At 68.9% G+C, this 22626-nt stretch carries 22 protein-coding genes; 6 read left to right on the top strand and 16 right to left on the bottom strand.

Annotated elements, in window-relative coordinates; genetic code table 11:
- Nucleotides 1-16: 16 nt before the first annotated feature.
- The 7 genes from AC2D10_RS12995 to AC2D10_RS12965 all read right to left on the bottom strand — a co-directional run bounded on the left by AC2D10_RS12995 (nucleotide 17) and on the right by AC2D10_RS12965 (nucleotide 7477).
- Nucleotides 17-889, bottom strand: a complete 873-nt coding sequence (locus AC2D10_RS12995; protein ID WP_484708245.1) for a carbohydrate ABC transporter permease — start codon at nucleotides 887-889, stop codon at nucleotides 17-19.
- The gene (locus AC2D10_RS12990) at nucleotides 886-1851 is read right to left on the bottom strand and encodes a carbohydrate ABC transporter permease (protein ID WP_484708242.1); all 966 of its coding nucleotides are present in this window, start codon (nucleotides 1849-1851) and stop codon (nucleotides 886-888) included. The genes AC2D10_RS12995 and AC2D10_RS12990 overlap by 4 nt, the downstream gene beginning before the upstream one ends.
- Nucleotides 1852-1876: 25 nt before the next feature.
- Nucleotides 1877-3172 carry an ABC transporter substrate-binding protein gene (locus AC2D10_RS12985; protein ID WP_484708240.1) on the bottom strand — a complete coding sequence of 432 codons (1296 nt, stop codon included), beginning with the start codon at nucleotides 3170-3172 and terminating at the stop codon, nucleotides 1877-1879.
- Nucleotides 3173-3382: 210 nt separating this feature from the next.
- Entirely contained in the window at nucleotides 3383-4252 is an 870-nt protein-coding gene (locus tag AC2D10_RS12980; protein ID WP_484708238.1) for a dihydrodipicolinate synthase family protein, read from the bottom strand.
- On the bottom strand, nucleotides 4249-5898 hold the full coding sequence (locus AC2D10_RS12975) for a tripartite tricarboxylate transporter permease (RefSeq protein ID WP_484708237.1): 1650 nt from the start codon (nucleotides 5896-5898) through the stop codon (nucleotides 4249-4251). The genes AC2D10_RS12980 and AC2D10_RS12975 overlap by 4 nt, the downstream gene beginning before the upstream one ends.
- On the bottom strand, nucleotides 5895-6422 hold the full coding sequence (locus AC2D10_RS12970; protein WP_484708235.1) for a tripartite tricarboxylate transporter TctB family protein: 528 nt from the start codon (nucleotides 6420-6422) through the stop codon (nucleotides 5895-5897). The genes AC2D10_RS12975 and AC2D10_RS12970 overlap by 4 nt, the downstream gene beginning before the upstream one ends.
- An 86-nt stretch (nucleotides 6423-6508) precedes the next feature.
- Nucleotides 6509-7477 (bottom strand): tripartite tricarboxylate transporter substrate binding protein, encoded by a 969-nt coding sequence (locus AC2D10_RS12965; protein WP_484708233.1) that lies wholly within the window; start codon nucleotides 7475-7477, stop codon nucleotides 6509-6511.
- A 149-nt stretch (nucleotides 7478-7626) separates the two neighbouring features.
- On the opposite strand from AC2D10_RS12965, the gene AC2D10_RS12960 reads away from it, so the two are divergent.
- The 4 genes from AC2D10_RS12960 to AC2D10_RS12945 are packed head-to-tail and all read left to right on the top strand — an operon-like array spanning nucleotide 7627 to nucleotide 11476.
- Complete coding sequence (locus AC2D10_RS12960; RefSeq protein WP_484708231.1) at nucleotides 7627-8787, top strand: PP2C family protein-serine/threonine phosphatase; 1161 nt, start codon at nucleotides 7627-7629, stop codon at nucleotides 8785-8787.
- Entirely contained in the window at nucleotides 8784-10748 is a 1965-nt protein-coding gene (locus AC2D10_RS12955) for a glycosyltransferase family 2 protein (RefSeq protein WP_484708230.1), read from the top strand. Before AC2D10_RS12960 ends, AC2D10_RS12955 begins: the two co-directional genes overlap by 4 nt.
- Nucleotides 10732-11064, top strand: coding sequence for an STAS domain-containing protein (locus AC2D10_RS12950; protein WP_484708229.1), 333 nt, complete (start codon nucleotides 10732-10734; stop codon nucleotides 11062-11064). The genes AC2D10_RS12955 and AC2D10_RS12950 overlap by 17 nt, the downstream gene beginning before the upstream one ends.
- Nucleotides 11054-11476, top strand: a complete 423-nt coding sequence (locus AC2D10_RS12945; RefSeq protein ID WP_484708228.1) for an ATP-binding protein — start codon at nucleotides 11054-11056, stop codon at nucleotides 11474-11476. The genes AC2D10_RS12950 and AC2D10_RS12945 overlap by 11 nt, the downstream gene beginning before the upstream one ends.
- 1 nt (nucleotide 11477) lies before the next feature.
- On the opposite strand, the gene AC2D10_RS12940 is transcribed toward AC2D10_RS12945, so the two are convergent.
- The 7 genes from AC2D10_RS12940 to AC2D10_RS12910 form a co-directional block, all read right to left on the bottom strand.
- On the bottom strand, nucleotides 11478-12137 hold the full coding sequence (locus AC2D10_RS12940; protein WP_484708227.1) for a GntR family transcriptional regulator: 660 nt from the start codon (nucleotides 12135-12137) through the stop codon (nucleotides 11478-11480).
- A 42-nt stretch (nucleotides 12138-12179) separates the two neighbouring features.
- A complete protein-coding gene (locus AC2D10_RS12935) occupies nucleotides 12180-12605 on the bottom strand; it encodes a heat shock protein transcriptional repressor HspR (protein ID WP_484708226.1) in 426 nt (141 codons plus the stop codon).
- A gap of 48 nt (nucleotides 12606-12653) precedes the next feature.
- A complete protein-coding gene (locus tag AC2D10_RS12930; RefSeq protein ID WP_484708224.1) occupies nucleotides 12654-13637 on the bottom strand; it encodes a DnaJ C-terminal domain-containing protein in 984 nt (327 codons plus the stop codon).
- 11 nt (nucleotides 13638-13648) lie between these two features.
- Entirely contained in the window at nucleotides 13649-14317 is a 669-nt protein-coding gene (locus tag AC2D10_RS12925; protein ID WP_484708222.1) for a nucleotide exchange factor GrpE, read from the bottom strand.
- A gap of 2 nt (nucleotides 14318-14319) precedes the next feature.
- Nucleotides 14320-16185, bottom strand: a complete 1866-nt coding sequence (dnaK, locus tag AC2D10_RS12920; protein ID WP_484708220.1) for a molecular chaperone DnaK — start codon at nucleotides 16183-16185, stop codon at nucleotides 14320-14322.
- Between the two features lie 176 nt (nucleotides 16186-16361).
- A complete protein-coding gene (locus AC2D10_RS12915; RefSeq protein WP_484708218.1) occupies nucleotides 16362-17687 on the bottom strand; it encodes an HNH endonuclease signature motif containing protein in 1326 nt (441 codons plus the stop codon).
- An 84-nt stretch (nucleotides 17688-17771) separates the two neighbouring features.
- Nucleotides 17772-18665 (bottom strand): heparin lyase I family protein, encoded by an 894-nt coding sequence (locus AC2D10_RS12910; protein WP_484708217.1) that lies wholly within the window; start codon nucleotides 18663-18665, stop codon nucleotides 17772-17774.
- Nucleotides 18666-18793: 128 nt separating this feature from the next.
- Here AC2D10_RS12910 and AC2D10_RS12905 point away from each other — a divergent pair, with 128 nt between their 5' ends.
- On the top strand, nucleotides 18794-19732 hold the full coding sequence (locus AC2D10_RS12905) for an NAD(P)/FAD-dependent oxidoreductase (RefSeq protein WP_484708215.1): 939 nt from the start codon (nucleotides 18794-18796) through the stop codon (nucleotides 19730-19732).
- Between the two features lie 40 nt (nucleotides 19733-19772).
- Here AC2D10_RS12905 and AC2D10_RS12900 read toward each other — a convergent pair whose 3' ends face one another.
- On the bottom strand, nucleotides 19773-20234 hold the full coding sequence (locus AC2D10_RS12900; protein ID WP_484708213.1) for a DUF3817 domain-containing protein: 462 nt from the start codon (nucleotides 20232-20234) through the stop codon (nucleotides 19773-19775).
- 83 nt (nucleotides 20235-20317) lie between these two features.
- On the opposite strand from AC2D10_RS12900, the gene AC2D10_RS12895 reads away from it, so the two are divergent.
- On the top strand, nucleotides 20318-21229 hold the full coding sequence (locus tag AC2D10_RS12895; RefSeq protein WP_484708211.1) for a helix-turn-helix domain-containing protein: 912 nt from the start codon (nucleotides 20318-20320) through the stop codon (nucleotides 21227-21229).
- A gap of 24 nt (nucleotides 21230-21253) precedes the next feature.
- Here the strand turns inward: AC2D10_RS12895 and AC2D10_RS12890 are convergent, their stop codons facing one another.
- Entirely contained in the window at nucleotides 21254-22441 is a 1188-nt protein-coding gene (locus AC2D10_RS12890) for an MFS transporter (protein ID WP_484708209.1), read from the bottom strand.
- Between the last annotated feature and the right edge of the window lie 185 nt (nucleotides 22442-22626).

Genomic DNA, 22626 nt, shown 5'->3' with positions numbered 1-22626 from the left:
CCAGATTGCAGGGCGCTCAGCCCTTGACGGATCCTGCGGTGAGCCCGGACACGATGCCCCGCTGCGCCCACAGGAAGAAGATGATCGCGGGCAGCGCGAACAGCAGCGCGCAGAACATCACGACGTTCATGGGGGTGTAGAACTGCCCGAGGAACGACGACAGCCCCACGGATGCCGGCCACAGCTCCGACGACGAGATGAACGTGTTCGCGAACATGAACTCGTTCCAGCCGTCGAAGAACGCGATCACGGCGGCGGCGGCGATGCTCGGCATGATCAGCGGCAGCACGATGGTCGTGAGGATGCGCAGGCGCGAGCATCCGTCGATGCGCGCGGACTCCTCGATCTCATAGGGGATCTTGTCGATCCCGCTCTTGATGATGAACATCGCGACCGGCATCACGAACGCGGTGTCGGCGAGCACGAGACCCCAGTGGCTGTTCAGCAGTCCCGCCCCGGCGAAGATCGCATAGAGCGGCACGATGATGAGCGCCTCGGGCAGCATCTGCGTGCTGAAGAACAGGAACCCGGCGATCCCGCGACCGTGGAAGCGATAGCGGCTGAGCGCGTAGGCGGCCATGGTCGCGAGCACCAGGCTGAGGATCGTCGTTCCCGCCGCGATCACGAACGAGTTGCCGAGCCAGCGGAAGATCGGGATGTCGGCGAGGAAGCCGCCCCACTGGCCGATGTTCTGGACCTCGGGGACCAACGGCTGACCGTCGCGGTACAGCGAGGTCTCCGTGCCGAGCGAGGTGCCCAGCATCCAGTACACGGGGAAGCCGGCGAAGACCACGAGCAGGGTGATCAGCACCGCCTTGCCCAGGCTGCCGAACCGGGCTCCGACGCCGCGTCGGCGCGGGAGGTCGGTGGGGATGCGCATGGTGGTCATCGCTGGCTCTCCTGACGTTCCTGGATCTGCTCGACGATGAAGTACACGACGGTGACCAGCAGCGACAGCACGAGCCCGAGGGCGCCGATGGCGGCGGCTCGACCGAGGTTCTGGTCCTGGAAGGCGGTGCGGTAGACGTTCACGACGAGCGTGTTGGTGACGTCGAGCGGACCGCCGCCGGTGATGAGGAAGATGATCTCGAACCGTCGGATCGACCAGATCGTCATCAGCAGCGTGATCACCCGGAGGGTCGGCATGAGGTGCGGCAGGGTGACCGCCCGGAACGACTGGAACCGCGTCGCGCCGTCGACCCAGGTCGCCTCGCGCAGCTCCTGCGGCACGCTCTGCAGAGCGCTCAGCATGACGAGCATCACCAGCGGGGTGAGCTTCCACACCGTGGCGAGCGTCACGGCGAAGAGTCCGTACTGCGGATCGACGAGCCAGCCGTGCTGCCCCATCCCGAGCGCCGAGGTGGTGCGGTTGAGGATGCCCTGCTCGTTGTTGTAGATCCACACGAAGATGAGGGCCGCGGCGACCGTCGGAACGGCCCACGGAATCGTGGCGATCGCGCGGACGATGCCGCGACCCTTGAACGACGTGTTGAGCAGCAGGGCCCCGGCCGTGCCGATTCCCACCGAGAAGATCACCGTGAACAGCGTGTACAGCAGGGTCGTGACGACCGACGACCAGAACCGGTCGCTGCTCAGCAGATACTCGTAGTTCTCGACGCCGACGCCGCGTCCGCCCGAGGGATTCACGAGCTTGGTGGCCGTGAACGACAGCATCACGCCGCGGATCAGCGGGAAGACCGTGAAGACCGCGAGGTAGATCACCGCCGGGAACAGGAAGAGGTAGGCGCCGTTGCGTTCGATGAAGCGTCCGACTGCCCCGCTCCCGCGCGGCCGCCGGGGCGGACTCGCGCGGGGCACGGTGCGGTGCGCCTCGAGGGTGGGGGTGGCCATGGCCGGGGTCCTTTCGGGAGGGCTCTCAGCCGAGTTCGGCTTCGAGCGCCGTCTGCACGTCGGCGAGCTTGGTCTTCACGTCGCCGCCGTTGACCCGCAGGTCCTCGACCGCGGTGAGCACCTCACGCCAGACGAGCTTGCTCTCGGTCTCGAAGCCCTCGACCAGCGTCGACTTCGAGGTCTTCGCCGCCTCGAGGAACTGCGTCGCCCACGGGTTGGCGGCGAGGAACTCGGCGTCGGGCTCGACGTCGGTCGCCATGGCCGAGGCACCGAGACCGGCGCGGATCGCGGTCTGACCCTCTTCGCTCAGCACCCAGCGCACGAAGTCCTTCGCGGCCTCCTTGTTGTCGCTGTTCGCGTTGACGGCGATGATCAGCTGCGAGTTCGAGCCCGCGTTCGCCATCGGCAGCGGGGCTGCGCCGAGGTTCTCACCGGTGACCACGTTGTCGGGGTTGCTGGTGATGGTCGTCGCGACGCCGGAGTTCTCGAACAGCATCCCGACCTGGCCCTGGCCGAACTTGGCACGGAAGGTCGAGGCGTCATCACCGATCGGGGCGACGCCCGACGCGAAGGTCTCGAGGAACGACTCGACCGCCTCGACGTTCTCGGCCTTGTCGATCGTGAGCTTCTCGCCGTCGCTGAGCTCGCCGCCGAATCCGTAGATCCAGTTGGCCATCTCGAGCGTCCAGCCGTCGATCTCGGCGGTCTGGTGGCGGCCCGCCCACCCGGCGATGCCGAGCTCGGTGTTGATGGTCTCAGCGGTGGTGAGGAACTCCTCGAACGTGGTCGGGGCCTCGAGTCCGAGTTGGGCGAACACGTCCTTGTTGTAGATCACCGTGTTGTAGGTGGGGCGCTCCCAGTTGAAGCCGTACTGGCCGTCCTGGAAGAAGCCCGCCTCGTTGGTGGCGTTCAGGTCGTCGCCGAACTCGTCGGCAATGTCGTCGAGAGGCTCGAGCACGCCGGCATCCACCAGCGAGGCGAACTGGCTGTCCTGCAAGACCATCACGTCGGGTCCGCCGCCGGCGCCGAGCTCGGTGCTGAGCTTGTCGGCGTAGTTGGCGAACGGGATCTCGACCTTGGCCAGCTCGATGTTGTCGTCGGGTCCGGTGTATCCCTTGACGGCGTCCCAGATGATGGGGCCCTTGCCGTCTTCCAGGAACTGCCAGTTGGAGAACGTGAGCTCTCCTCCGGCGGCTTCTCCGCCGTCACCGGAGTCGCTTCCGCCGGCGCAACCGGCGAGGGCGAGGGCGGCGACGGCGGCGATGCCGGTGATCCGCAGCGCACGGGCGCGGCGGGACGGGTGTGCGTGGTTCGACTTCACTGTTCACTCCTTTGGGCAGCAAGTACTTTGCGACGATGCATGCGATCTCTCGCTCGGGTGCGTGAAATCGATTTCGCTACCGTATCCCGCCTGTTTGAACGGTGTCAAGGAAAAATGGTTACGTAACTATTTCATTCGTGAAACCGCAGAAACGACGAATGCCGCGACCCCCGAAGGGGCCGCGGCATTCGCGTTCTGCGTACTCGTCTCTCAGCGGTGCGCGGCGACCACCTGCGCCACGGCGGCGCGCTCGTCGTCGGTCGGCTCGGCGATCGCCATGCGGCAGTGCGTGTCGACCACGTCGAGCACGCGGTAGGCCTCCTTCATGCGGGCCATGTCGCCGCCGATCAGCGACACCACGTCGTCGACGGCTGTCTGCGCGGCGGCGATGGCTGCGGCATCGCCCGAGCGGCCGGCGTCGGCCAGCGCGCGAAAGGGCTTCGGCGTGACCGACGAGACGCCCGAGACGACGCCCTGGGCGCCCGCGTCGACCGCGGCGATCAGATCGCGGTCGGCACCGGTGTACAGCTCGAAGTCGGCGGGCACGGCGGCGCGGTACGCGGCGATCTCGTCGAGCGACAGCTCGCTCACCTTCGCACCGACGACGTTCGGCAGACCCGCCAGACGCACGAGCAGTTCGGGCGAGACGGTGTTGCCGCTGCGTGCCGGGTAGATGTAGACGTAGAGGCGCCCGTCGCCCACGGCATCCGACACCGCCTGGTAGTACCCGAAGATCGACTCCTCGGTCGACTTCAGGTAGTACGGAGTGAGGGCGGCGAACTCGGTCGCTCCGAGACCCTTCGCGATCTCGACGAGGCGAACGGCCTCGAAGGTGCTCGGCTGACCGACATGCACGATCACCCGCATGCGATCGGCGAGCTCGGCGACCGCGGCGCCGACCAGGTCGGTGAACTCCGCCACGTCGACCGCGGGGAACTCCCCCGTGGTGCCGAGGATGAAGGCGCCCTCGTTGCCCGATTCTCCGACGAAACGGAAGATCGCCCGCGAGCCCTCGAGGTCGAGGCTCCCGTCGCGATGGAACGCGGTGGGGACGGCGGTCAGGATGTCGTAACGGGTCACTTCTTGTTCTCCTTGGAGTTCTTCTTGGGCTTGCCGGTCTTGGGCGCAGCAACGTTTCGCACCGTCGAGGTCAGCAGGTCGGGCTGAGCGGCGAGCTCGTCGTGCGCCTTCTCGATCTGCGCGACGGTGTCGTCGGCGAGGATCGAGTCGGCGAGCGAGGCGCGCTTGTCGCGGGGCTTGCGGGCGGCCCGGATCGCCGGCATCACGATCGACAGGACGGCCAGCGCGAGCAGCACGATCGCGATCGGGCTGACGACCTCGAAGAACGGGCGCGTGGGGAGGATCGCCAGCGTGCGGGCGAGGTTCTCCTCGGCGAGAGGTCCGAGCAGCAGTCCCAGCACGATCGGACCGGCCGGCACCTGTAGGCGCTTGAGCAGCACGCCGACGACGCCGAACACGAGCATCGTGAGCACGGTCGACAGGCTGTTCGAGGTGGCGTAGGTGCCGATGATGCAGAAGATCAGGATGCCGCTCCACAGGTACGGCTGCGGCACGTCGAGCAGCTTCACCATGCCCTTCATGCGCACGAGGCTCAGGGCGAGCGACAGGAGGGTCGCGATGAGCATGATGCCCACGATCGACACGACGAGGTCGGGCCGGTTGGTGAACAGCGTCGGGCCGGGGGTGATTCCCCAGATGATCATCGAGCCGATCATCACCGCCATGACCGAGTCGCCGGGGATGCCGAGCGCCATCGTGGTGGTGAGGGATCCGCCGAGCGTGGCGCTGGAGGCGGTGTCGGATGCCGCGACGCCCTCGATCGAGCCCTTGCCGAACATCTCGGGGTGCTTCGACGCCTTGCGTGCGCGCTCCCATCCGATGAGTCCGGCGATGTCGCCGCCGGCCGCGGGGATGAGTCCCACGCCGAGTCCGACCGCTCCGCCGACCGCGGTCGCACGGCCGCTCTGCTTGAGCTCGGCGCGGTTCGGCCACCAGCGGCCGAGGCTCGAGATGGGGCGCACGTTCGACTTGCGGTACGTCAGCAGCTGGTCGAAGAGTTCGGCGATGCCGAACAGCCCGATGATCACGGCGATGAAGTTCACGCCTTCGACGAGCTCGAGCACCCCGAACGTGAAGCGCTGGTCGGCAGTGGCGGCGTAGGTGCCGACGGTGCCGAGCATCAGACCGAAGAGTCCGGCCAGGATGCCCTTGAGCATCGACTTCGACGAGATGCCGATCATGATCGAGATGCCGAAGATCACGAGCGCGAACAGCTCGGGCGATTTGAAGTAGTCGCGGGCGAAGCTGGCGATCGGCACGGCGGCGACCGCGAACAGCACGAGGGACGCCAGGATGCCGACGGCCGACACGATCGCCGAGATCGTCAGCGCGAGCCCGGCGCGCCCCTGTTTGGCCATCGGATACCCGTCGAGGGTGGTGGCGATGGAGGCGGGGGTTCCCGGGGTGTTGATCAGGATCGACGGCACCCGGTCGCCGAAGTTCGCCGCGACGTAGATGGTCAGCAGCACCGCGAGACCCTGCACGGGTTCGAGGGTGAGCGTGAAGCCTGCGGCGAGCGCGACGGCCATGGTCGCGGTGATGCCGGGGAAGGCGCCGACCATGAAGCCGAGCAGCAGCCCGACGAGCATATACAGCAGGATCGAGATGTCGAGGAGCGAGTTCAGCCCCTCCATGAGTGCGTTCACAGCGGAATCCTCAGGAGCATGCCGAACACGACGTAGATGAACGCGGTCAGGGCGACGGTGTAGATGATCAGGCTCAGCCAGCGGCGGTGGCCGTAGAGGAGCATGAGGGCGGCCATGAGCACGGCGGCGGCGACGGGGAAGACCTCGATGCGGTAGCCGAACAGGATGACGGTGCTCAGCGACCACACCGCGACGAAGGCGATGGTGATCACGAGCGTGGCGACCACGCGGAAGACGCCGCCGGACTGGATGCGGTCGAGGTCCTCACGGCCCGGGGCGGGACGGGTGACGGCGCGGGCGAGGAGGATGAGGGCGATGACGACGGCGGTGACGCCGATCACCATCGGCCAGAAGCGGGCGTCGATCTGGCCGGGGGCCGCCTCGCGGCGCAGCGGGATCTGGGTGGTGAGGAAGACGTAGCCGGCCGAGAAGGCCAGCGCGACGGCGCCGAAGGCGATCTCGATCGCCTTCGAGGCGGGGGCGCCCTGATGCTCGTCCTGCTCCGCGATGTCGGGGTTCGACATAATGCTCCTTCCGTGGTCTGAGAGGTGGGCGGAAAGCGCTGCGGGGCCGGTGATGAGCCCGGCCCCGCAGCGTTGTCGACCGGGTCTCAGCCCAGGAGGTCCTGGAACAGCGCGAACTGCTCGTCGACGAAGGTGGTCCACTCGGCGGAGTCGCGGTAGACGACCAGGTTGCCCGCGTCTGCCTGGAACTGCTGGTAGGTGTCGGACTCGACGGCTTCCTTGACAGCGGCCTCGAGCTCGCTCTTCACGTCGTCGGGCAGACCCTTCGGGGCGTAGATGCCGCCCCAGCCGCCGAAGACCACGTCTTCACCGATGGCCTCTTCGACGGTCTCGACATCTTCGGCGTCGGGGTGACGCTCGTCGTTCATGACCGCGAGGATGCGCACGGCCTCGCCCTGCGCGAGTGCCTCACCCAGGCCCGAGACGGCGGCGACGGTCTCGCCGGATGCGGCGGCCGCGACGGCGGTCGCACCACCGTCGTAGGGAACCGGGGTGAAGGTCGCGTCGGTGGCGGTGCCGAGGCCGATGGTCGCGGCCTCCCAGATCGAGCCCGCACCGGAGTTGGCGACCGTGACGGCGCCGCTCCCGGCCTGGGCGACGAGGTCTTCGAGGGTCTCGATGCCGCTGTTCGCGCCCACGGTGATGACACCGGGGGCGAGCATGATCTGACCGAGGAGGTCGAAGTCCTCGGGCATGACGTTCGCGCCCTGGGTGGTGTTCAGCATGGCGATCTCGACCGGAGCGAAGCCGATCACGTAGCCGTCGGGGTCCTGCGAGCCGACGTACTCCATCGCGAGCGCGCCGGCGGCACCCGGCATGTTCTCGGGGATGATGCTGACGCCGAGGATCTTCTCGAGCTCGGTCGCGAGGGCGCGCGACGACAGGTCGGAGCCGCCGCCGGGGTTGGCCTGGATGATCAGTCGGATGTCGTTCTCGGGGAACGTCGACTCTGCCTCCGGGCTCTCGTCGACCTTCGTGCAGGCGGACAGGACGAGTGCGGTGGCGGCGAGGGCGGCGATCGCTGCGGCCGCCCGGGTGATGCGCTTGCGGGGCATCTTTGCTCCTCTACGTGGGTCGACCGTGTTGTCGACGCCCTGAGGCTACCAGTGTTGACTGTTAACAGTCAACACTGGTAGTGCTCTCGGCGTTCCCGTCCTCGCGGCCCGCCCCGTGACAGGATGGGATCGACCCTGGAGGGCGGCAGATGTTCGACGAGCGAAGACGACAGGAAGCGCTCGAGGAACTGGGGATCCTCGACACACCGCGCGATGAGCGCATTGATCGAGTGGCACGACTGGCCAAAGAGATGTTCGGCGTGCCCATGGTGAGCGTCTCGCTCCTCGATCGCGACCGGCAGTGGCGCAAGACCGAGATCGGACTCGGCGGTTCCGAGGCACCCCGGCAGGATTCCTTCTGCGACTACACGGTGAGTCAGGACCGCACGGTCATCATCGAGGATGCCAGCACGACGGACCTGTTCGCCGACAACCCGTTCGTGATCGGCGACCCGCATCTGCGCTTCTACGCGGGCCACCCCCTGCACGCGCCCGGGGGCGAGCCGATCGGCACCCTCTGCGTGCTCGACACCGAGCCGCACACGCTGTCGGAGGCGCAGCGCGGGCTGCTGCGCGACCTGGCCTTCTGGGTGCAGACCGAGCTGGCCAACGATGCCGAGCTCGATCACGCCGCCGTGATCCAGAGCGCACTGCGCCCGCACGCGCATCCCGTCGTCCCCGGCTACACGATCGCGGGCGGCGCCGTCTCGCGCGGTCGCCTCGCGGGCGACTTCTACGACCTCGGACTGCACCGCGGCGCCCTGCGCATCACCCTCGCCGACGCGATGGGCAAGGGCACGGGTCCGGCACTGATCGCCGCCAGCGTGCGGGCCTCGCTGCGCACGGCCCCCGACCGCTCCCTGCAGGAGGCGATCGCCGACGCGGACCGCCTGCTCGAGGAGGACCTGGCCGACACGGCGATGTTCGTGACCGCCGTGCACGCCGAGCTGCAGCCCGACACGGGCGAGCTCGAGGTGATCGACGCCGGACACAGCCTGGCGTTCATCCTGCGTGCCGACGGGTCGTGGGAGCACCTGCGCTCGACGAGCCTGCCGCTGGGCATGGGCATGGGCCTGCAGCCGCCTGAGATCCGCGAGCCGCGCTTCAGCCGCCTCGAACCGGGCGACGCGTTCGTCTGCTGCAGCGACGGCCTGCTCGATGTGCTCGACGCGGACGACCCGTTCGCGCACGTCTACCGGGTGCTGACCGCGCTCGGCCCCGACGGCGCCATCCGCGAGGCGCTGCGCCTGGCCGACGACGACCGCGCCACCGACGACATCACCGTGGTCGTGGTCCGGAGGGACCGATGACCGCGCGGTTTGCGACGATCCGCGTCCTCGCCCTCCTCTCGGTCCTGCTCGGTGTGAACTACGTCACCTGGCGCTGGCTCGAATCGGTGAACTGGTCGGCGTGGTGGATCGCGGTGCCGCTCGTGATCGCCGAGACGTACAGCCTGATCGACACCATCCTGTTCTGCTCGACGATGTGGCGCGCCAAGGAGCGCCCTGCTCCCGTGTCGCCACCGCAGGGAACCGTCGACGTGTTCATCACGACCTACGACGAGCCGATCGAGCTGGTGATGACAACCGCACGCGCCGCGGCGCGGATCGCCTACCCGCACACCACCTGGGTGCTCGACGACGGGTCGCGGCCCGAACTCGAGGCCGCCGCGCGCGAGGCCGGCGTCGGCTACCTCACCCGCTCGGACGACTGGACGGGCAAGCCGCGGCACGCGAAGGCGGGCAACCTCAACAGCGCGCTGTTCGAGACCGACGGCGAGTTCCTGCTGATCCTCGACGCCGATCAGATCCCCGACCCGCTGATCCTGCACCGCACGCTGGGCTACTTCGCCGACGACCCCCAGGTGTCGGTCGTGCAGACGCCGCAGTGGTTCGTGAACGTCGACGAGGCCGATCCGCTCGGCAGCCAGGCCCCGCTCTTCTACGGTCCGATCCAGCAGGGGAAGGACGGCTGGAACGCGGCCTTCTTCTGCGGATCGAACGCGGTGCTGCGCCGCGAGGCGCTGATGCAGCTGGGCATCATCGGCTACGTGCGCGAGGTCACCGACTCGGCAGCACGCGCCCTGCGCACCTCGGAGCTGATGATCGCGAAGGAGATCCGCTCCGCCGCCGACCCGAACCTCGCGCGCGAGCTCGGCGCCCTGCAGATCTCGATCCGCCAGGGCGCCCGCGAGCTCGCCGCGGGAGCACGGGTGTCGGACGTCGCCGACCGCGTGCGGCAGTCCGTCGATCAGGCGTCGCGGATCCTCCTCGCTCAGGACCTCGCCGGAATCCGCGCCGACCTCGAAGAGCTGGGCGCGCTGCCGATCGCACACGACGCCGAGCTCGACGCGGTGGTCGTCGACGAGGAGGGACTCGCTGCTCTCGCAGCATCCGACCTCTCGCCCATCACCGCACTCGATGCGGTGCGCGCGCTGCTCGACGCCCTGCGGCTCGACCGCGGTGGCGAGGCGCAGCCGATCCTGCCCCTGGCCACCATCTCGGTCACAGAGGACATGGCGACCGCGATGCAGCTGCACGCGCTCGGCTGGCGCAGCGTCTACCACCACGAGATCCTCGCGCAGGGCCTCGCGCCAGAAGACCTGCGCACCATGCTCACCCAGCGCCTGCGCTGGGCGCAGGGCACCCTGCAGGTCATGCTGCGCGACAACCCGCTCCTCAAGCGCGGGCTGTCGTTCGGGCAGCGGCTGATGTACTTCGCCACGATGTGGAGCTACCTGTCGGGGTTCGCCGCGATCGTGTATCTGACCGCGCCGGTGGTCTATCTCGTCTTCGGCGTGCTGCCGGTGACGGCGTGGTCGGTCGACTTCTTCGTGCGATTCCTGCCGTATTTCGTGGTGAATCAGCTGCTCTTCCTCGTCGTCGCGAAGGGCATGCGCACCTGGCGTGGGCAGCAGTATTCGCTCGCGCTGTTCCCGGTGTGGATCCGCGCCTGCACCACGGCGTTCGCGAACGTGGTCTTCCGGCGTCCGCTCTCGTTCGCCGTCACGCGAAAGGACGGCCGCGACCCGCGCGGAGTGCCGTGGGGTCAGATCTGGCCGCAGCTCACCGCGATCGTCATGCTCAGCATCGCGCTCGTGATCGGCATCGTCCGCGTCTTCCTCGGCACCGCCGACGGCACCGGCACGCTGGTGAACACGGCGTGGGTCGTCTACGACCTCGTCGTGCTCAGCGTCATCATCCAGGCCGCGCGGTACCGCGGTCCTGCAGCTCACATCCTCGAGAAGGAGACCCATGGATCTGAACACTGACACGCGCGACGGCTTCGCCGTGATCGCACTGGGCGGGCGACTGACCGCCACGGGAGCGCCGCTGCTGCGCAACGCGGTGAGCGACCTGATCGCCGCCGGGCACAGCCGTATCGTGATCGACATGGGTGCCGTGCAGTTCGTCGACTCGTCGGGTCTGGGCGCTCTCGTCGGAGGGCTCAAGAGCGCCCGGGTGGCGGGTGGGGACCTGCGCATCGCGGCCGTGCCCGATGTCGTGCGCACCGTGCTGAATCTGACGAACCTGGACCGGGTTCTGCGGGACTACCCCACGCCGGAATCGGCGTTCGATGGTCACTGACTCCCGCACCGTCCACATCGACGGGCCCGCCGGGCTCGCCCTGGTCGACCGCGTGCTCGACGCGCTTGACGCTCTGTGGGCGCAGACCCCCGACGTGCCGGAGGACGACCGCTCGCTGTTCACGCTCGCGGTGAGCGAGGTGACCACCAACATGGTGCAGCATGGCGTCACGACCACGCCGGTGACGCTCGCCGTCGACATCGTCGCCTCGTCGGACGAGCTGCGCGCCACGCTGGTCGACACCGCGCCCCCCGCCTCGATCGACTGGCACGGCGTCTCGATGCCGGATGCCGAGAGCGAGAGCGGTCGTGGGCTGGCGCTCGCGCAGGCGGTGCTGGACGAGTTCCGCCACACCTACGACGACAGCGGCAACACGTGGGTGCTGCGGCGCCGGCTCGGCATCACTCGCTGAATTACGACTCGCTGATCTCGCTCAGCATGCGGTCGCGCGCGCCGTCGAGGTGCGCGGTGAGCACGGCGGCCGCCTCGGCCGGATCGCCCCCGCGCATGACCTGCATGAGGCGTGCGTGGTCGGATGCCGACTCGTGCAGGTCCTCGTCGTGGTTGATGGTGACGTCGAGCAGAGCGGTGAAGGTCGGCAGGTACTGATTCCAGGCGCCTTCGAGCCGTGCGTGGTCGGCGAGGGCGTAGATCTGCGAGTGGAAGTCGAGGTCGGCGGTCACGAACGCAGCGTGGTCGCCGTCGTCGGCCGCGCGCGCCATCCGCTCCACCGCTTCGGACATGGGGATCCAGCGCGCGTCGTCAGAGACCCGCATGGCGCGGGAGAGCGCGAGCTGCTCCAGTGCTCCGCGCAGACTGTAGAGCTGCTCCACGTCGTCGGGCGCGAGGCCCACGATGTACACGCCCCGCGGACGCTGCACCTCGACGAGCTTCTCGAAGCTCAGCTGCGTGAGGGCGTCGCGGATCGGGCCGCGGCTGACGGCGAACTCCTCGGCGAGCGCCTCTTCGGTGATGCGGGCGCCCGGGGCGAGGTCTCCTCGCACGATGCGCTGCCGCAGCAGACGGGCCACTTGGGCGCCGAGGGACTCTCCACGCTTCACACTCTGCGTCACGGTGACCTCCTGTTAACAGTTGACAGGATACACACCGGGTCGTCAGTTGCCGCGCGGGTTCCAAAGCATGAGCTCGGTGGAGCGGCGCAGACGGCGGCCGCTCGGCACGGGCACGACGCCCGCGGATCCGGCCGCGAACACCCGCACGCCGGGGCGGTTCTCACGCTCGGCGCGGACGGCGGCTTCGAGCTCGGCGACGCGGCGGCGCAGCATCCGGTTCTCGTCTTCGAGGTCGAGCAGCTTCGCGATCGCGGGCAGGCTCACCCCCTGCGCAGAGAGCTGGGCGACCTCGCGGAGCTGCTCGATGTTGCGGGGCGAATAGCGGCGCGAGCCACCGGTGGTGCGCCCGGGCACGACGAGGCCGATGCGGTCGTACTGACGCAGGGTCTGCGGATGCATGCCTGCGAGCTCGGCGGCCGCGGCGATCGCGAACACCGGGGTGTCGGCATCCAGTCGGCGTTCAACCATGACTGGTCACCTCCTCCCCCGGTGTCGCGGTGATCGACGCGTGCATGATCAGCGACGTGCTTTCGCCATCAGATCGGCGCGCGGGTTCTCGTTCGGCTCGAGCGCCTGGAACTTCTCGAGCGCCTCGCGTGCGGCGTCGTCGAGGTGCGACGGCACGGCCACCTGGAGCTCGGCGAGCAGGTCGCCCGAGCCCTTCGCGGTCGTGACACCGCGTCCCTTGACGCGCAGCACGCGCCCCGACGGAGTGCCGGGGGCGACGCGCAACTTGACGGTGTCGCCGCTGAGCGTGGGGACCTCGATGGTCGCGCCGAGTGTGGCCTCGGTGAAGGTCACGGGGACCGTCACACGCAGGTTGAGCCCGTCGCGGGTGAAGACCGGATGCGGGCGCACCGCGATCTGCACCACGATGTCGCCGCTCTCGCCGCCGTCGGGCGAGGGTCGGCCGCGTCCGCGCAGGCGGATCTTCTGCCCGTCGGCGACCCCGGCCGGGATCTTCACCTTGAACGGCTTGCCGTCTTCGCCCTGCAGCGTGATCGTCTCACCCTGCACCGCGGTGACGAAGTCGAGCGTGGTGCGGGCGGTGACGTCGGACCCGCGCTGCGGACCGCCGAAGCCGCGATAGCCGCCCGACGTCTGCCCGAACCGGCCGGACCCGAAGGATCCGCCCTGGCCCTGGTTGAACATCGCGAAGATGTCCTCGAAGTCGGCGGACTGTCCGCTCCGGCTCTGACCGTAGCGACTGAAGACGTCTTCGAACCCGCCTGCGCCCGAACCGCTCGCCGTGAAGCGCGCGCCCGAACCCATCGCTCGGATCTCGTCGTACTCCTTGCGCTGCTCGGCGTCGTTGAGGACCGAGTAGGCCTCGCTGATCTCCTTGAACGTCGCCTCGGCCGCCGCATCACCCGGATTGGAGTCCGGATGATACTTGCGGGCGAGCTTGCGATACGTCTTCTTCAGATCGGCAGCGCTGACGTCCTTCGAGACCCCGAGGGTCTTGTAGAAGTCCTTGTCGAACCAGTCCTGGCTAGCCACTGATCACCTGCCTACTGGGCCGGGACAGCGACGACGACCTTCGCAGGACGCAGCTCGACATCGCCCAGGCGGTAGCCCACCTCGACGACCTCGAGGATCGTGGCCTTCTCCGCCCCGGGAGTCGGCTGCTGGAAGATCGCCTCGTGGCGCTGCGGATCGAAGTCCTCGCCCGCGGCGCCGTACGAGACGACGCCGAGCCGCTCCACGACCGCCCGCACCTTGTCGGCGATCGCGGCGAAGGGAGTGCCCTCGACGAGGTCGCCGTGCTGAGCGGCGCGGTCGAGATCGTCGAGCACGGGGACGAGGCCCTTGGCGGCCTCGCCCTTCGCGCGCTCGATCTCGACCTGGCGCTGGTCTTCGGTGCGGCGGCGGTAGTTCGCGTACTCCGCCTGCAGGCGCTTGAGGTCGTTCAGCAGCGTCGACTCGAGGTCGGCGAGCACGGCGTCCTCTGCCGCGGCCTCACCGGTCTGCGTCGCGCCGAGGATGTCGTCGACCGTGAGGTCGTCGGCAGCTGCATCGACGGGGGTCTCGTCCGAGCCCTCCGCGGCTGCAGCCTCGGAGGAGTCGGGGTTGCCGAGATCCGGCTGGGGGCCGGACGCGTTCACGTCCGACCCCTCTTCCGGAACTCCGGCTGCGCCCTGCGTGTTCTCAGGGGTGTCGTCGAAGTTCTTGTCCGTCATGGCTACTTCTTCTCGTCCTCGTCGTCGACGACCTCGGCATCGATGACATCCTCGTCGGAGGAGGTCTCGTCAGCCGTGGGCGCCTCGCCGTCAGCCGGAGCCGCCGATGCGGCATCTGCCTGCGACTGCGCGTAGATGGCCTCGCCGAGCTTGCCCTGCGACTCGCTCAGCTTCTCGAACGCGGTCTTGACCGCCTCGTCGTCGTCTCCGGCGAGCGCCGTCTTGAGCGCGTCGACGTCGGCCTGGACCGACTCCTTGACGTCGGCGGGGAGCTTGTCGTCGTTGTCCTTGATCAGCTTGTCGATCGAGTACGCGAGCGTCTCGGCCTGGTTGTGGACCTCGGCGGCCTCGCGGCGCTTCTTGTCTTCAGCCGCGTTCTCCTCGGCCTCGCGCACCATGCGCTCGATGTCGTCCTTCGAGAGCGACGAGCCGCCGGTGATCGTCATCGACTGCTCCTTGCCCGTGCCCTTGTCCTTGGCGGACACGTGCACGATGCCGTTGGCGTCGATGTCGAAGGTGACCTCGACCTGCGGGATGCCACGGGGCGCCGGCGCGATGCCGGTGAGCTCGAACGTTCCGAGCGGCTTGTTGTCGCGGGTGAACTCGCGCTCGCCCTGGAAGACCTGGATCGCGACGGACGGCTGGTTGTCGTCGGCCGTGGTGAAGGTCTCGCTGCGCTTGGTCGGGATCGCGGTGTTGCGGTCGATGAGCTTGGTCATCATTCCGCCCTTGGTCTCGATGCCGAGGCTCAGCGGGGTGACGTCGATGAGCAGGACGTCCTTGCGCTCGCCCTTCAGCACGCCGGCCTGGAGCGCGGCGCCGACAGCGACGACCTCATCCGGGTTGACGCCCTTGTTGGCCTCCTTGCCGGTCTCGCGCTTGACGAGCTCGGCGACGGCGGGCATACGGGTCGATCCGCCGACCAGCACGATGTGGTCGATCTCGGACACCTTGATGCCGGCTTCGCGGATGACGTCCTCGAACGGCTTCTTGGTGCGGTCGAGGAGGTCCTTGGTGAGGTCCTCGAACTTGGCGCGGGTGATGGTCTCGCTGAGCGAGACGGGGCCCGAGTCGGTGAGCGACAGGTACGGCAGGTTGATGCTCGTGCTCGTGGACGAGGAGAGTTCCTTCTTCGCCTGCTCCGCGGCCTCCTTGAGACGCTGGAGGGCGATCTTGTCACCCGAGACGTCGACACCGGTCGTGGACTTGAACTGCGAGATCAGGTAGTCGACGAGGCGCTGGTCCCAGTCGTCGCCGCCGAGGCGGTTGTCACCGGCGGTGGAGCGCACCTGGATCGTCGAGAAGTCGTCGTCCTTGCCCACCTCGAGCAGCGAGACGTCGAACGTTCCGCCACCCAGGTCGAAGACCAGGATGAGCTCGTCTTCCTTGCCCTTGTCGAGGCCGTAGGCGAGAGCGGCGGCCGTGGGCTCGTTGATGATGCGGAGCACGTTGAGGCCCGAGATCTCGCCGGCCTCCTTGGTGGCCTGACGCTCGGCGTCGTTGAAGTACGCGGGGACGGTGATGACCGCATCGGTCACGGTGTCGCCCAGGTAGGACTCGGCGTCGCGCTTGAGCTTCATGAGGATGCGCGCGGAGATCTCCTGCGGCGTCCACTTCTTGCCGTCGACGTCGAACGACCAGGTCGTGCCGACGTGGCGCTTGACCGACGCGATGGTGCGGTCGACGTTGGTGACGGCCTGGCGCTTGGCGGTCTCGCCGACCAGCACCTCGCCGTCCTTGGTGAATGCGACCACCGACGGGGTGGTGCGGAAGCCCTCGGCATTGGCGATGACCTTCGGCTCGCCACCCTCGAGGACGCTGACGACGGAGTTCGTCGTACCGAGGTCGATTCCAACAGCACGTGCCATGTGATTTCTCCTTTGTTGACGGAAGATGAGCGGATTCGGAAATCTGCGGCGATCAGGAAAACCTGAGTCGCGATGACTCAAGTGTACGTCGAGGGTGCGCTGGAGTCAAAGTGAACTTGATATGAATCGGCTCAACTTCGCGTCAGGGCGCGCCGGGAGGGTCGCCCCGTGGACTGTCAGAACGGAGGTCGAGCGCCGTCTCGGGTGAAAGTGTCTTCGGTGAAGGTGACCGTGTTCGGCGGCGGTGGGCGGTCGATGTACGTGCGACCGGTGGGACTGGTCCAGGCGAACAGTCCTCCGGGGCGTTGCTCGACCTGCCAGGGAGAGTGGTGCTTGAGCGTGTGATGTCGTCGACAGAGATGACCGAGGTTCTCGTGCGCGGTCGCGCCGCCGAGTGCCGCGTCACGGGTGTGATCAATATCGGAATCGTTGGCGAGGTGGCCGCAGGTCGGGAATCGACAGCGTTGATCACGCGCGCGCAGGAGCCGCTTGAGGTCGGCGCCCGGGCGGTAGCGGTCGACGGCGAGCAACGCGCCGCTGACCGGGTGAGTGAAGAGGCGATCCCAGCCGGAGGCAGCACCCGCGAGCTGCCGCGCCGTGTGCGGATCGATCGCGACACTGCCGTCGAGCTCGGCCGGAGCCGTGTCGCGACCCCGGAGGGTGGTCGCGGGGACGGTGATCGACACGGTTCCCACGATGCGTCCGAGGAGCGCGTCGGGTGTGTCGTGCGCGAGCGGCGTTCCGGCGAGAAGCAGCTCGAGCGCCAGGTCGGTTCGCAACTGGTCACGCGTGCGTGCATCCGCATCGGCACACGCACCCGCACCATCCGCCGCGTCGTGCGTGGCCGCCGACCGCCGCTGCTCCTCGACTGCCGTCGCCATGCGGGTGAGCCGATCGAAGACGCCGTGCACGAGTGCGGCGGGGCCGATGAGCCCGAGCTGGGCCATGCCGTCGGCGGTGTCGGTGATCCACACGCGTCGACCGTGACGCGCCTTCTCGTGCCGTTCGTCGATCGAGCGCGGCTGGAAGCGTTCGGCCGTGCGCCGCGCCATCCGCGCCACTCGGTTCGAGGACTCGGTCTGCGCGAATTCGATCATCTGCGACGAGTACTGGTCGCGTGCCCCCGCATCGTCGAGGTGCTCGCCCGCTTCGGCGATGACCCGCGCGTGCGCGGCGCTGAGCCGCCCGGCGCCCTGTGCCGCCCAGACGAGCGGGAACCGCTCGACGCGCCAGACCGCATCGGCCATGCGGCGCTGCACCGTGCGGTCGCTCACCCGCAGTGCCGCGCCCATCTCGGCCGCCACCGTGCGCAGCGTCAGATCGCCGTGGTCGGGGTGCTCGGCCTGTTCGGCGACCTGCAGTGCCAATCGTGATCCCGTGGCGAGGATGCCGTCGCGCACGGCCTGCATGCTGCTGATCGTGCGCTCGACCTCGACGAGCATCTCGGTGAGCGCGTCCAACGCCCCCACCTGCTCAATTGTCGCGTCCACCAGCGCCGTCATACCTCGAGTAGATCAGGGACCACCGACATTCCAACCCCAGATCAGACCACGAAAAGGAGGGGCATCCGATATACCGATATGTGATCAGCAGCCCCGCAGATCGTGCACCGTGATGCGGCGGTGACAGATCTGCAGATCGGGCTGAGCCGGGTACCCGCCGGTCTTCCACGACGCGCGGTAGATGCCGGTCTGGAAGTACGGCGGCCACTGCTGGTGGTAGTTGTTGACGCCCGAGATGTCGAGCACCGTCGCCCCGCCGTTCGCGACGACCACCCGCCCTGGCGCGGCCTCGGTCGACCACGTGATGTCGATCGTCCAGTCGTGCCAGCTTCCGGTCGTCGCCGGCACCGGCAACACGTGCCGCGTGAGCGTCGTCGTGAGATCGGCCTGCAGTCGGTACACGTGGAACTGCCACGTCGGCGTTGGCGCACCGTTGAGCAGGAGCGCGAGCGGCGGGTTCGTCGCGCGCCCGTCGGGAAGCGTGTAGCCGTGCCACTGCGCGAGGATCGTGCCGTAGCGATACGGCACATAGTCGTCGGGGACGAAGTGCGAGACCCCGTAGCGATACCGCCCGAAGTCGAACTGCCGGCGGGCGACCTCACTGCGATATGAGGTCTGATCGGCCGGCACCGTGAACCGCATGACCGACTCCCCCGAGCCGGCGGGGTCGGGCACGATCGCGTAGCGCGCGGGAGGGAACAGCGTGCGGTCGCTCCACACGTCGCCCGGGCCGACGGTGGCGCCGCTCCCGTCATAGCGGCGTGCGGTCCATGCGCCGGCGCTGGGGGTGCCGAACCCGTCCTGATGCACCAGAGTGCCGCAGTCGGCAGCCGTCGCGCGCGCCTCGGCGGCCGTCGCCGGATCCGCGCCACCGCGCAGCGGACCGGTCAGCGCCGTCGCGGCTGCCGCGCCGGCGCCGAGGAGAAGGGCCCGGCGACCGAGCACCGGTGAGGTCTGAGAAACATCGTCGTTCGTCATGCCCGACACCGTAGGTTCCCCGGCATCCGGGATCCAAGCGAACTAACAGAAATGAACAATCCTCGCCCTCGCGTGGGCTGGCAGGATTGAGACGAGGCGAGCCTTTCCCGCCTTCCGAGAGGACCCCCGTGACCGATGTGACCGACGCCACCGAGTACGACGTGATCATCATCGGCGGTGGGCCTGCCGGGCTGTCCGCCGCGCTCAACCTCGGTCGGTCGCTCGCCCGGGTGCTCGTGATCGACGCCGACCGCCCGCGCAACGCGGCCACACTCAACTCGCACGGGTTCCTGACGCGCGACGGCATTCCGCCGCACGAGCTGCGCCGACTCGCGCGTGCCGAGCTCGCCGCGTACCCCACGATCGAGCTGCGCTCGCGAGTACGCGTGCTGTCGCTGCGCCGCACCGGCGAGCGCTTCCTCGCCGAGATCGGCCGCCGCGAGCCGTCTGACACGGTGTCGGCCCCGACCGTGCTGCTCGCCACCGGCCTGCGCGAGACTCTCCCCGACGTGCCGAACCTGCGCGGCTTCTACGGCATGAGCCTGTTCAGCTGCGCCGCCTGCGACGCGTGGGAGATGCGGGACCGCCGACTGGCCCTGATCGGAGAATCGGCCGACCTCTCGGATCGGGCCCGGCTCATCGCCCGCTGGACCGAGAACCTGACCATCTTCACCCACGGCTCCGACGCCGTGACCGCCGAGGAAGAGGCCGCACTCGCGGCATCCGGAGTCGCCGTGCAGCGCCAGCCCATCGTCGAGCTCGTCGGCGATCACGGCCGACTCGACGCCGTCCGACTGGCCGACGGCACCACGATCGAGGTCGACGGCGGATTCGTGCGGCCGGAGTGGGAGACGGAGCTCTCGTTCCTCGACGGCATCACGCCCGCCCTCGACGACGCCGGCAACCTGCTCACCGACCGGGGCGGACGCACCGACGTGCCCGGCCTCTATGCCGCCGGCGACGCCGCCACCCCCGGTCCGCAGCAGCTCATCGTCGCCGCCGGAGCGGGTGCACGCGTGGCCGCGGTCATCGTGCACGACCTCGTCGGCATCGCGACGGCGCACTGAAAGGCGCACTGACGACGGCGCACTGAAAGGCGCTGACTCCTTACTTGCCTCCGGGCGGGCCGACCAGCAGCAGGATCACGTAGAGCGCGACGATGCCGACGGCGAGCAGCAGCGCGAGCACCCACGGACGCCGCAGGAACCAGCGCATCAGGCGGTCGTACCAGCGGTGGTCGCGCGGGTCGTCACCCGGCTCGAGTCGCCAGGCGCCGTCGAGCCGGCCGGTGCGCTGCAGCCAGATCTCGGTGGGGATCGTGGCGTAGGGGATCACCGCGCTCACCACGGCGAGCGCGGCCACACCCAGGTGCCAGCGCTGATTGAGGGCGACCAGCACGGCGGTGGCCGCATAGGCGAGGAAGATGAATCCGTGGATGCCGCCGCCGATCGTCACCACGACGCCGGGTGCTCCGACCGCGCGGGCGATGATGGCGGCGATCAGGATGGTCCAGGTGATGGCCTCGGCGATCGCGAGTGCGCGGTACAGACGGGCGGGGGAACGGAACACGGCTCTCCTCGGGTGGGGTCCCTCCAGAGTATCGGCGGCGCGTCATCCGGAATATCGCGACGGGAGCGGACGTTGGCGAAGACATGGTGACGGTGGATGCTGACGCGCTCTCGCAGGTGCTCACCTCCGTCGACCTCGAGGTCGGCATCGCCCGACGCGTCGCTCTCCGCCCCGGCGGGCTGCTGCCGCTGAACCCGGGCGCCGTGACCCTCGTCTACATCGCGGGCGGCAGCGTGCAGGGGCATCCGCCGCTCACCTCGCGCTGCCACCTCGACGTCGACCGCGACTCACAGCACCTCGCGCTGACCGTCGGCTCCGACCGGCTGCTCGCCGGCGACGCGTTCCTCACTTTCGGGGCGTCTCCGGTGGCGTTGCACGCGGATGCCGGCGCCGATCTCGTGGTCGTCGACCTCGTGCTCTCCGACACCGCATCGCGCCTGAGTGCGGTGCTTCCCGACGCGATCACGGTCACCGGCTTCGACGCGCTCGAACCCGCGGCGGCCGCCCTCGCCGGCACCATGGGCATCGCCGATCCGCCTGTCCTGCCCACACGCCAGGGCGACCCCGTGATCTGCCGCATGATGGCGATGACCGTGCTGCTCTCGGTCATCCGCGCCTGGGCCGCGAACGGTTGCGCTCCCGACGGCTGGCCCTCGCGATCGAACGACCCGTTCCTCGACCGCGTCGTCGAAGCCATCCACGAGGCGCCCGGCCGCGAATGGACCGTCGAACGCCTCGCCGGCGTCGGCGCCATGTCGCGATCGACCTTCGCCGAGCGCTTTCGGAGCGCGGTCGGTCGCTCCCCCGCGGACTACGTCACCGAGGTGCGGATCGACGCGGCGAAGCGGATGCTCGACACCGGACGATCGGTGAGCGAGATCTCACGCGAGCTGGGCTACACCTCGGACGAGGGGTTCAGCCGCGCCTTCCGCCGACGCACCGGCATGACCCCCTCCGCCTGGCGCGCATCCCACCGGACGGCGGTTCCGGCGTAACGCCTCCGGCCTAGCGCATCCGGCCTACCGCATCCGGTTCGAGGCCCCGAACAGCCCGGCGCCCACGACGAGCGACACCGCCCCGATCACGTACACCAGCTCGACGCTCAGGGTGTCGACGAGGATGCCGCCGACTCCGGCCGCGAGCGCGATCGCGCCCTGGAATCCGACCACGACCAGGCTTCCGCCGGCTTCGAGGCGATCCGGCATCCGGTGCCCCGCCCAGGTGTTGACCACGATCAGCCACGACGAGAAGAAGAAGCCCCAGACGAACACGATCGCCCCGACGCCGAAGACCGACCCCGAGAACAGGATCATCGCGATCACCGACACCGCGATCACGAGCGGCGCGAAGACCGAGAAGAACGCGAACGTCCGGTCGATCACGAGGCCGATCGTGATGTTGCCGACGAGTCCGCCGAGGCCGAAGAGGGCCAGCAGCACGACGATCGTCGAGGCGTCGACCCCGGGGATGCGCTCGAGCGCGAGGCGCACGTAGGTGTACGCCGAGAAGTGTCCGAGAACCACGAGCATGTGACCGGCCATGCCGAGTCCGATCCCCCGCCGGCGCAGGGTGTCGACCAGCAGACCGATGCTCGAGGCCTGGGCCGCGGGCACCGAGGGCAGCAGCGCGCGCAGGGCGATCGCGAGCAGGGCGGTCACGACGCCGGCGATCGCGAACACCGCACGCCAGTCGACGAGCTCGCTCAGCATGACGCCGAGCGGCACACCCGCCACCGTCGCGAGCGAGACGCCCGCCGAGGTGAACATGACGCCGCGGCCCAGGTGCGCGGGGCCCGCGAGCCGCGCTGCGACCGTGATCGACATGGCCCAGAACGCGCTGATCGCCGCGCCCAGCAGGAACCGCGCCAGCAGGATGATGATCAGGTTCGGCGAGATCGCCACGATGAGGTTCGACACGGCCGCGGCGAGCGCCATCCAGATCAGCAGCGAGCGGCGGTCGAGCCGGGGGAACATCAGCCCGATCGTGGGCGCCACGACGAGCCCCACCAGCGCCGTGACGGTCACCGTCTGTCCTGCCTGACCGGGGGTGACGCCCAGCGCGACGGCCATCTCGGTGAGCACCCCGTTGGGCAGGAACTCTGCCGTGACGAGGAAGAAGCCCATCAGCATGAGGACGATCAGTCCGCCGTAGCGGATGCGCTCGCGACCTGCGGGCGCGGCGGTGGGGGTGGGCGCGGTGGTTGTCATTCCCTCAGACTCGCAGGGGCCGGATGCCGTCGCCCGACCAGGCGTCCGCCGCATCCGACGATTCGTCCGGGGTGGGGTGCGATCTCGTCCCATGGGACGACGAGATCGGCCCCGCGGGAGGATGTCACCCGGTTCGCCGTACTCAAGACTTGGGAGCCGAACGCGCTGGCGTTCGACGATAGGAG

Source organism: Microbacterium sp. PI-SA-G, from assembly GCF_057215335.1.
The sequence above is the reverse complement of the archived record's forward strand: the minus strand, read 5'-3'. Positions and strand labels throughout refer to the sequence as shown.

Bases quoted from the DNA above. Each gene is read 5' to 3' on its own strand.
- AC2D10_RS12925 (WP_484708222.1), bottom strand. From the start codon at position 14,317: ATGACGGACAAGAACTTCGACGACACCCCTGAGAACACGCAGGGCGCA.
- AC2D10_RS12990 (WP_484708242.1), bottom strand. From the start codon at position 1,851: ATGGCCACCCCCACCCTCGAGGCGCACCGCACCGTGCCCCGCGCGAGT.
- AC2D10_RS12945 (WP_484708228.1), top strand. From the start codon at position 11,054: ATGGTCACTGACTCCCGCACCGTCCACATCGACGGGCCCGCCGGGCTC.
- AC2D10_RS12955 (WP_484708230.1), top strand. From the start codon at position 8,784: ATGACCGCGCGGTTTGCGACGATCCGCGTCCTCGCCCTCCTCTCGGTC.
- AC2D10_RS12970 (WP_484708235.1), bottom strand. From the start codon at position 6,422: ATGTCGAACCCCGACATCGCGGAGCAGGACGAGCATCAGGGCGCCCCC.
- AC2D10_RS12910 (WP_484708217.1), bottom strand. From the start codon at position 18,665: ATGACGAACGACGATGTTTCTCAGACCTCACCGGTGCTCGGTCGCCGG.
- AC2D10_RS12950 (WP_484708229.1), top strand. From the start codon at position 10,732: ATGGATCTGAACACTGACACGCGCGACGGCTTCGCCGTGATCGCACTG.
- AC2D10_RS12995 (WP_484708245.1), bottom strand. From the start codon at position 889: ATGACCACCATGCGCATCCCCACCGACCTCCCGCGCCGACGCGGCGTC.
- AC2D10_RS12965 (WP_484708233.1), bottom strand. From the start codon at position 7,477: ATGCCCCGCAAGCGCATCACCCGGGCGGCCGCAGCGATCGCCGCCCTC.
- AC2D10_RS12915 (WP_484708218.1), bottom strand. From the start codon at position 17,687: ATGACGGCGCTGGTGGACGCGACAATTGAGCAGGTGGGGGCGTTGGAC.
- AC2D10_RS12895 (WP_484708211.1), top strand. From the start codon at position 20,318: ATGGTGACGGTGGATGCTGACGCGCTCTCGCAGGTGCTCACCTCCGTC.
- AC2D10_RS12935 (WP_484708226.1), bottom strand. From the start codon at position 12,605: ATGGTTGAACGCCGACTGGATGCCGACACCCCGGTGTTCGCGATCGCC.
- AC2D10_RS12960 (WP_484708231.1), top strand. From the start codon at position 7,627: ATGTTCGACGAGCGAAGACGACAGGAAGCGCTCGAGGAACTGGGGATC.
- dnaK (WP_484708220.1), bottom strand. From the start codon at position 16,185: ATGGCACGTGCTGTTGGAATCGACCTCGGTACGACGAACTCCGTCGTC.
- AC2D10_RS12890 (WP_484708209.1), bottom strand. From the start codon at position 22,441: ATGACAACCACCGCGCCCACCCCCACCGCCGCGCCCGCAGGTCGCGAG.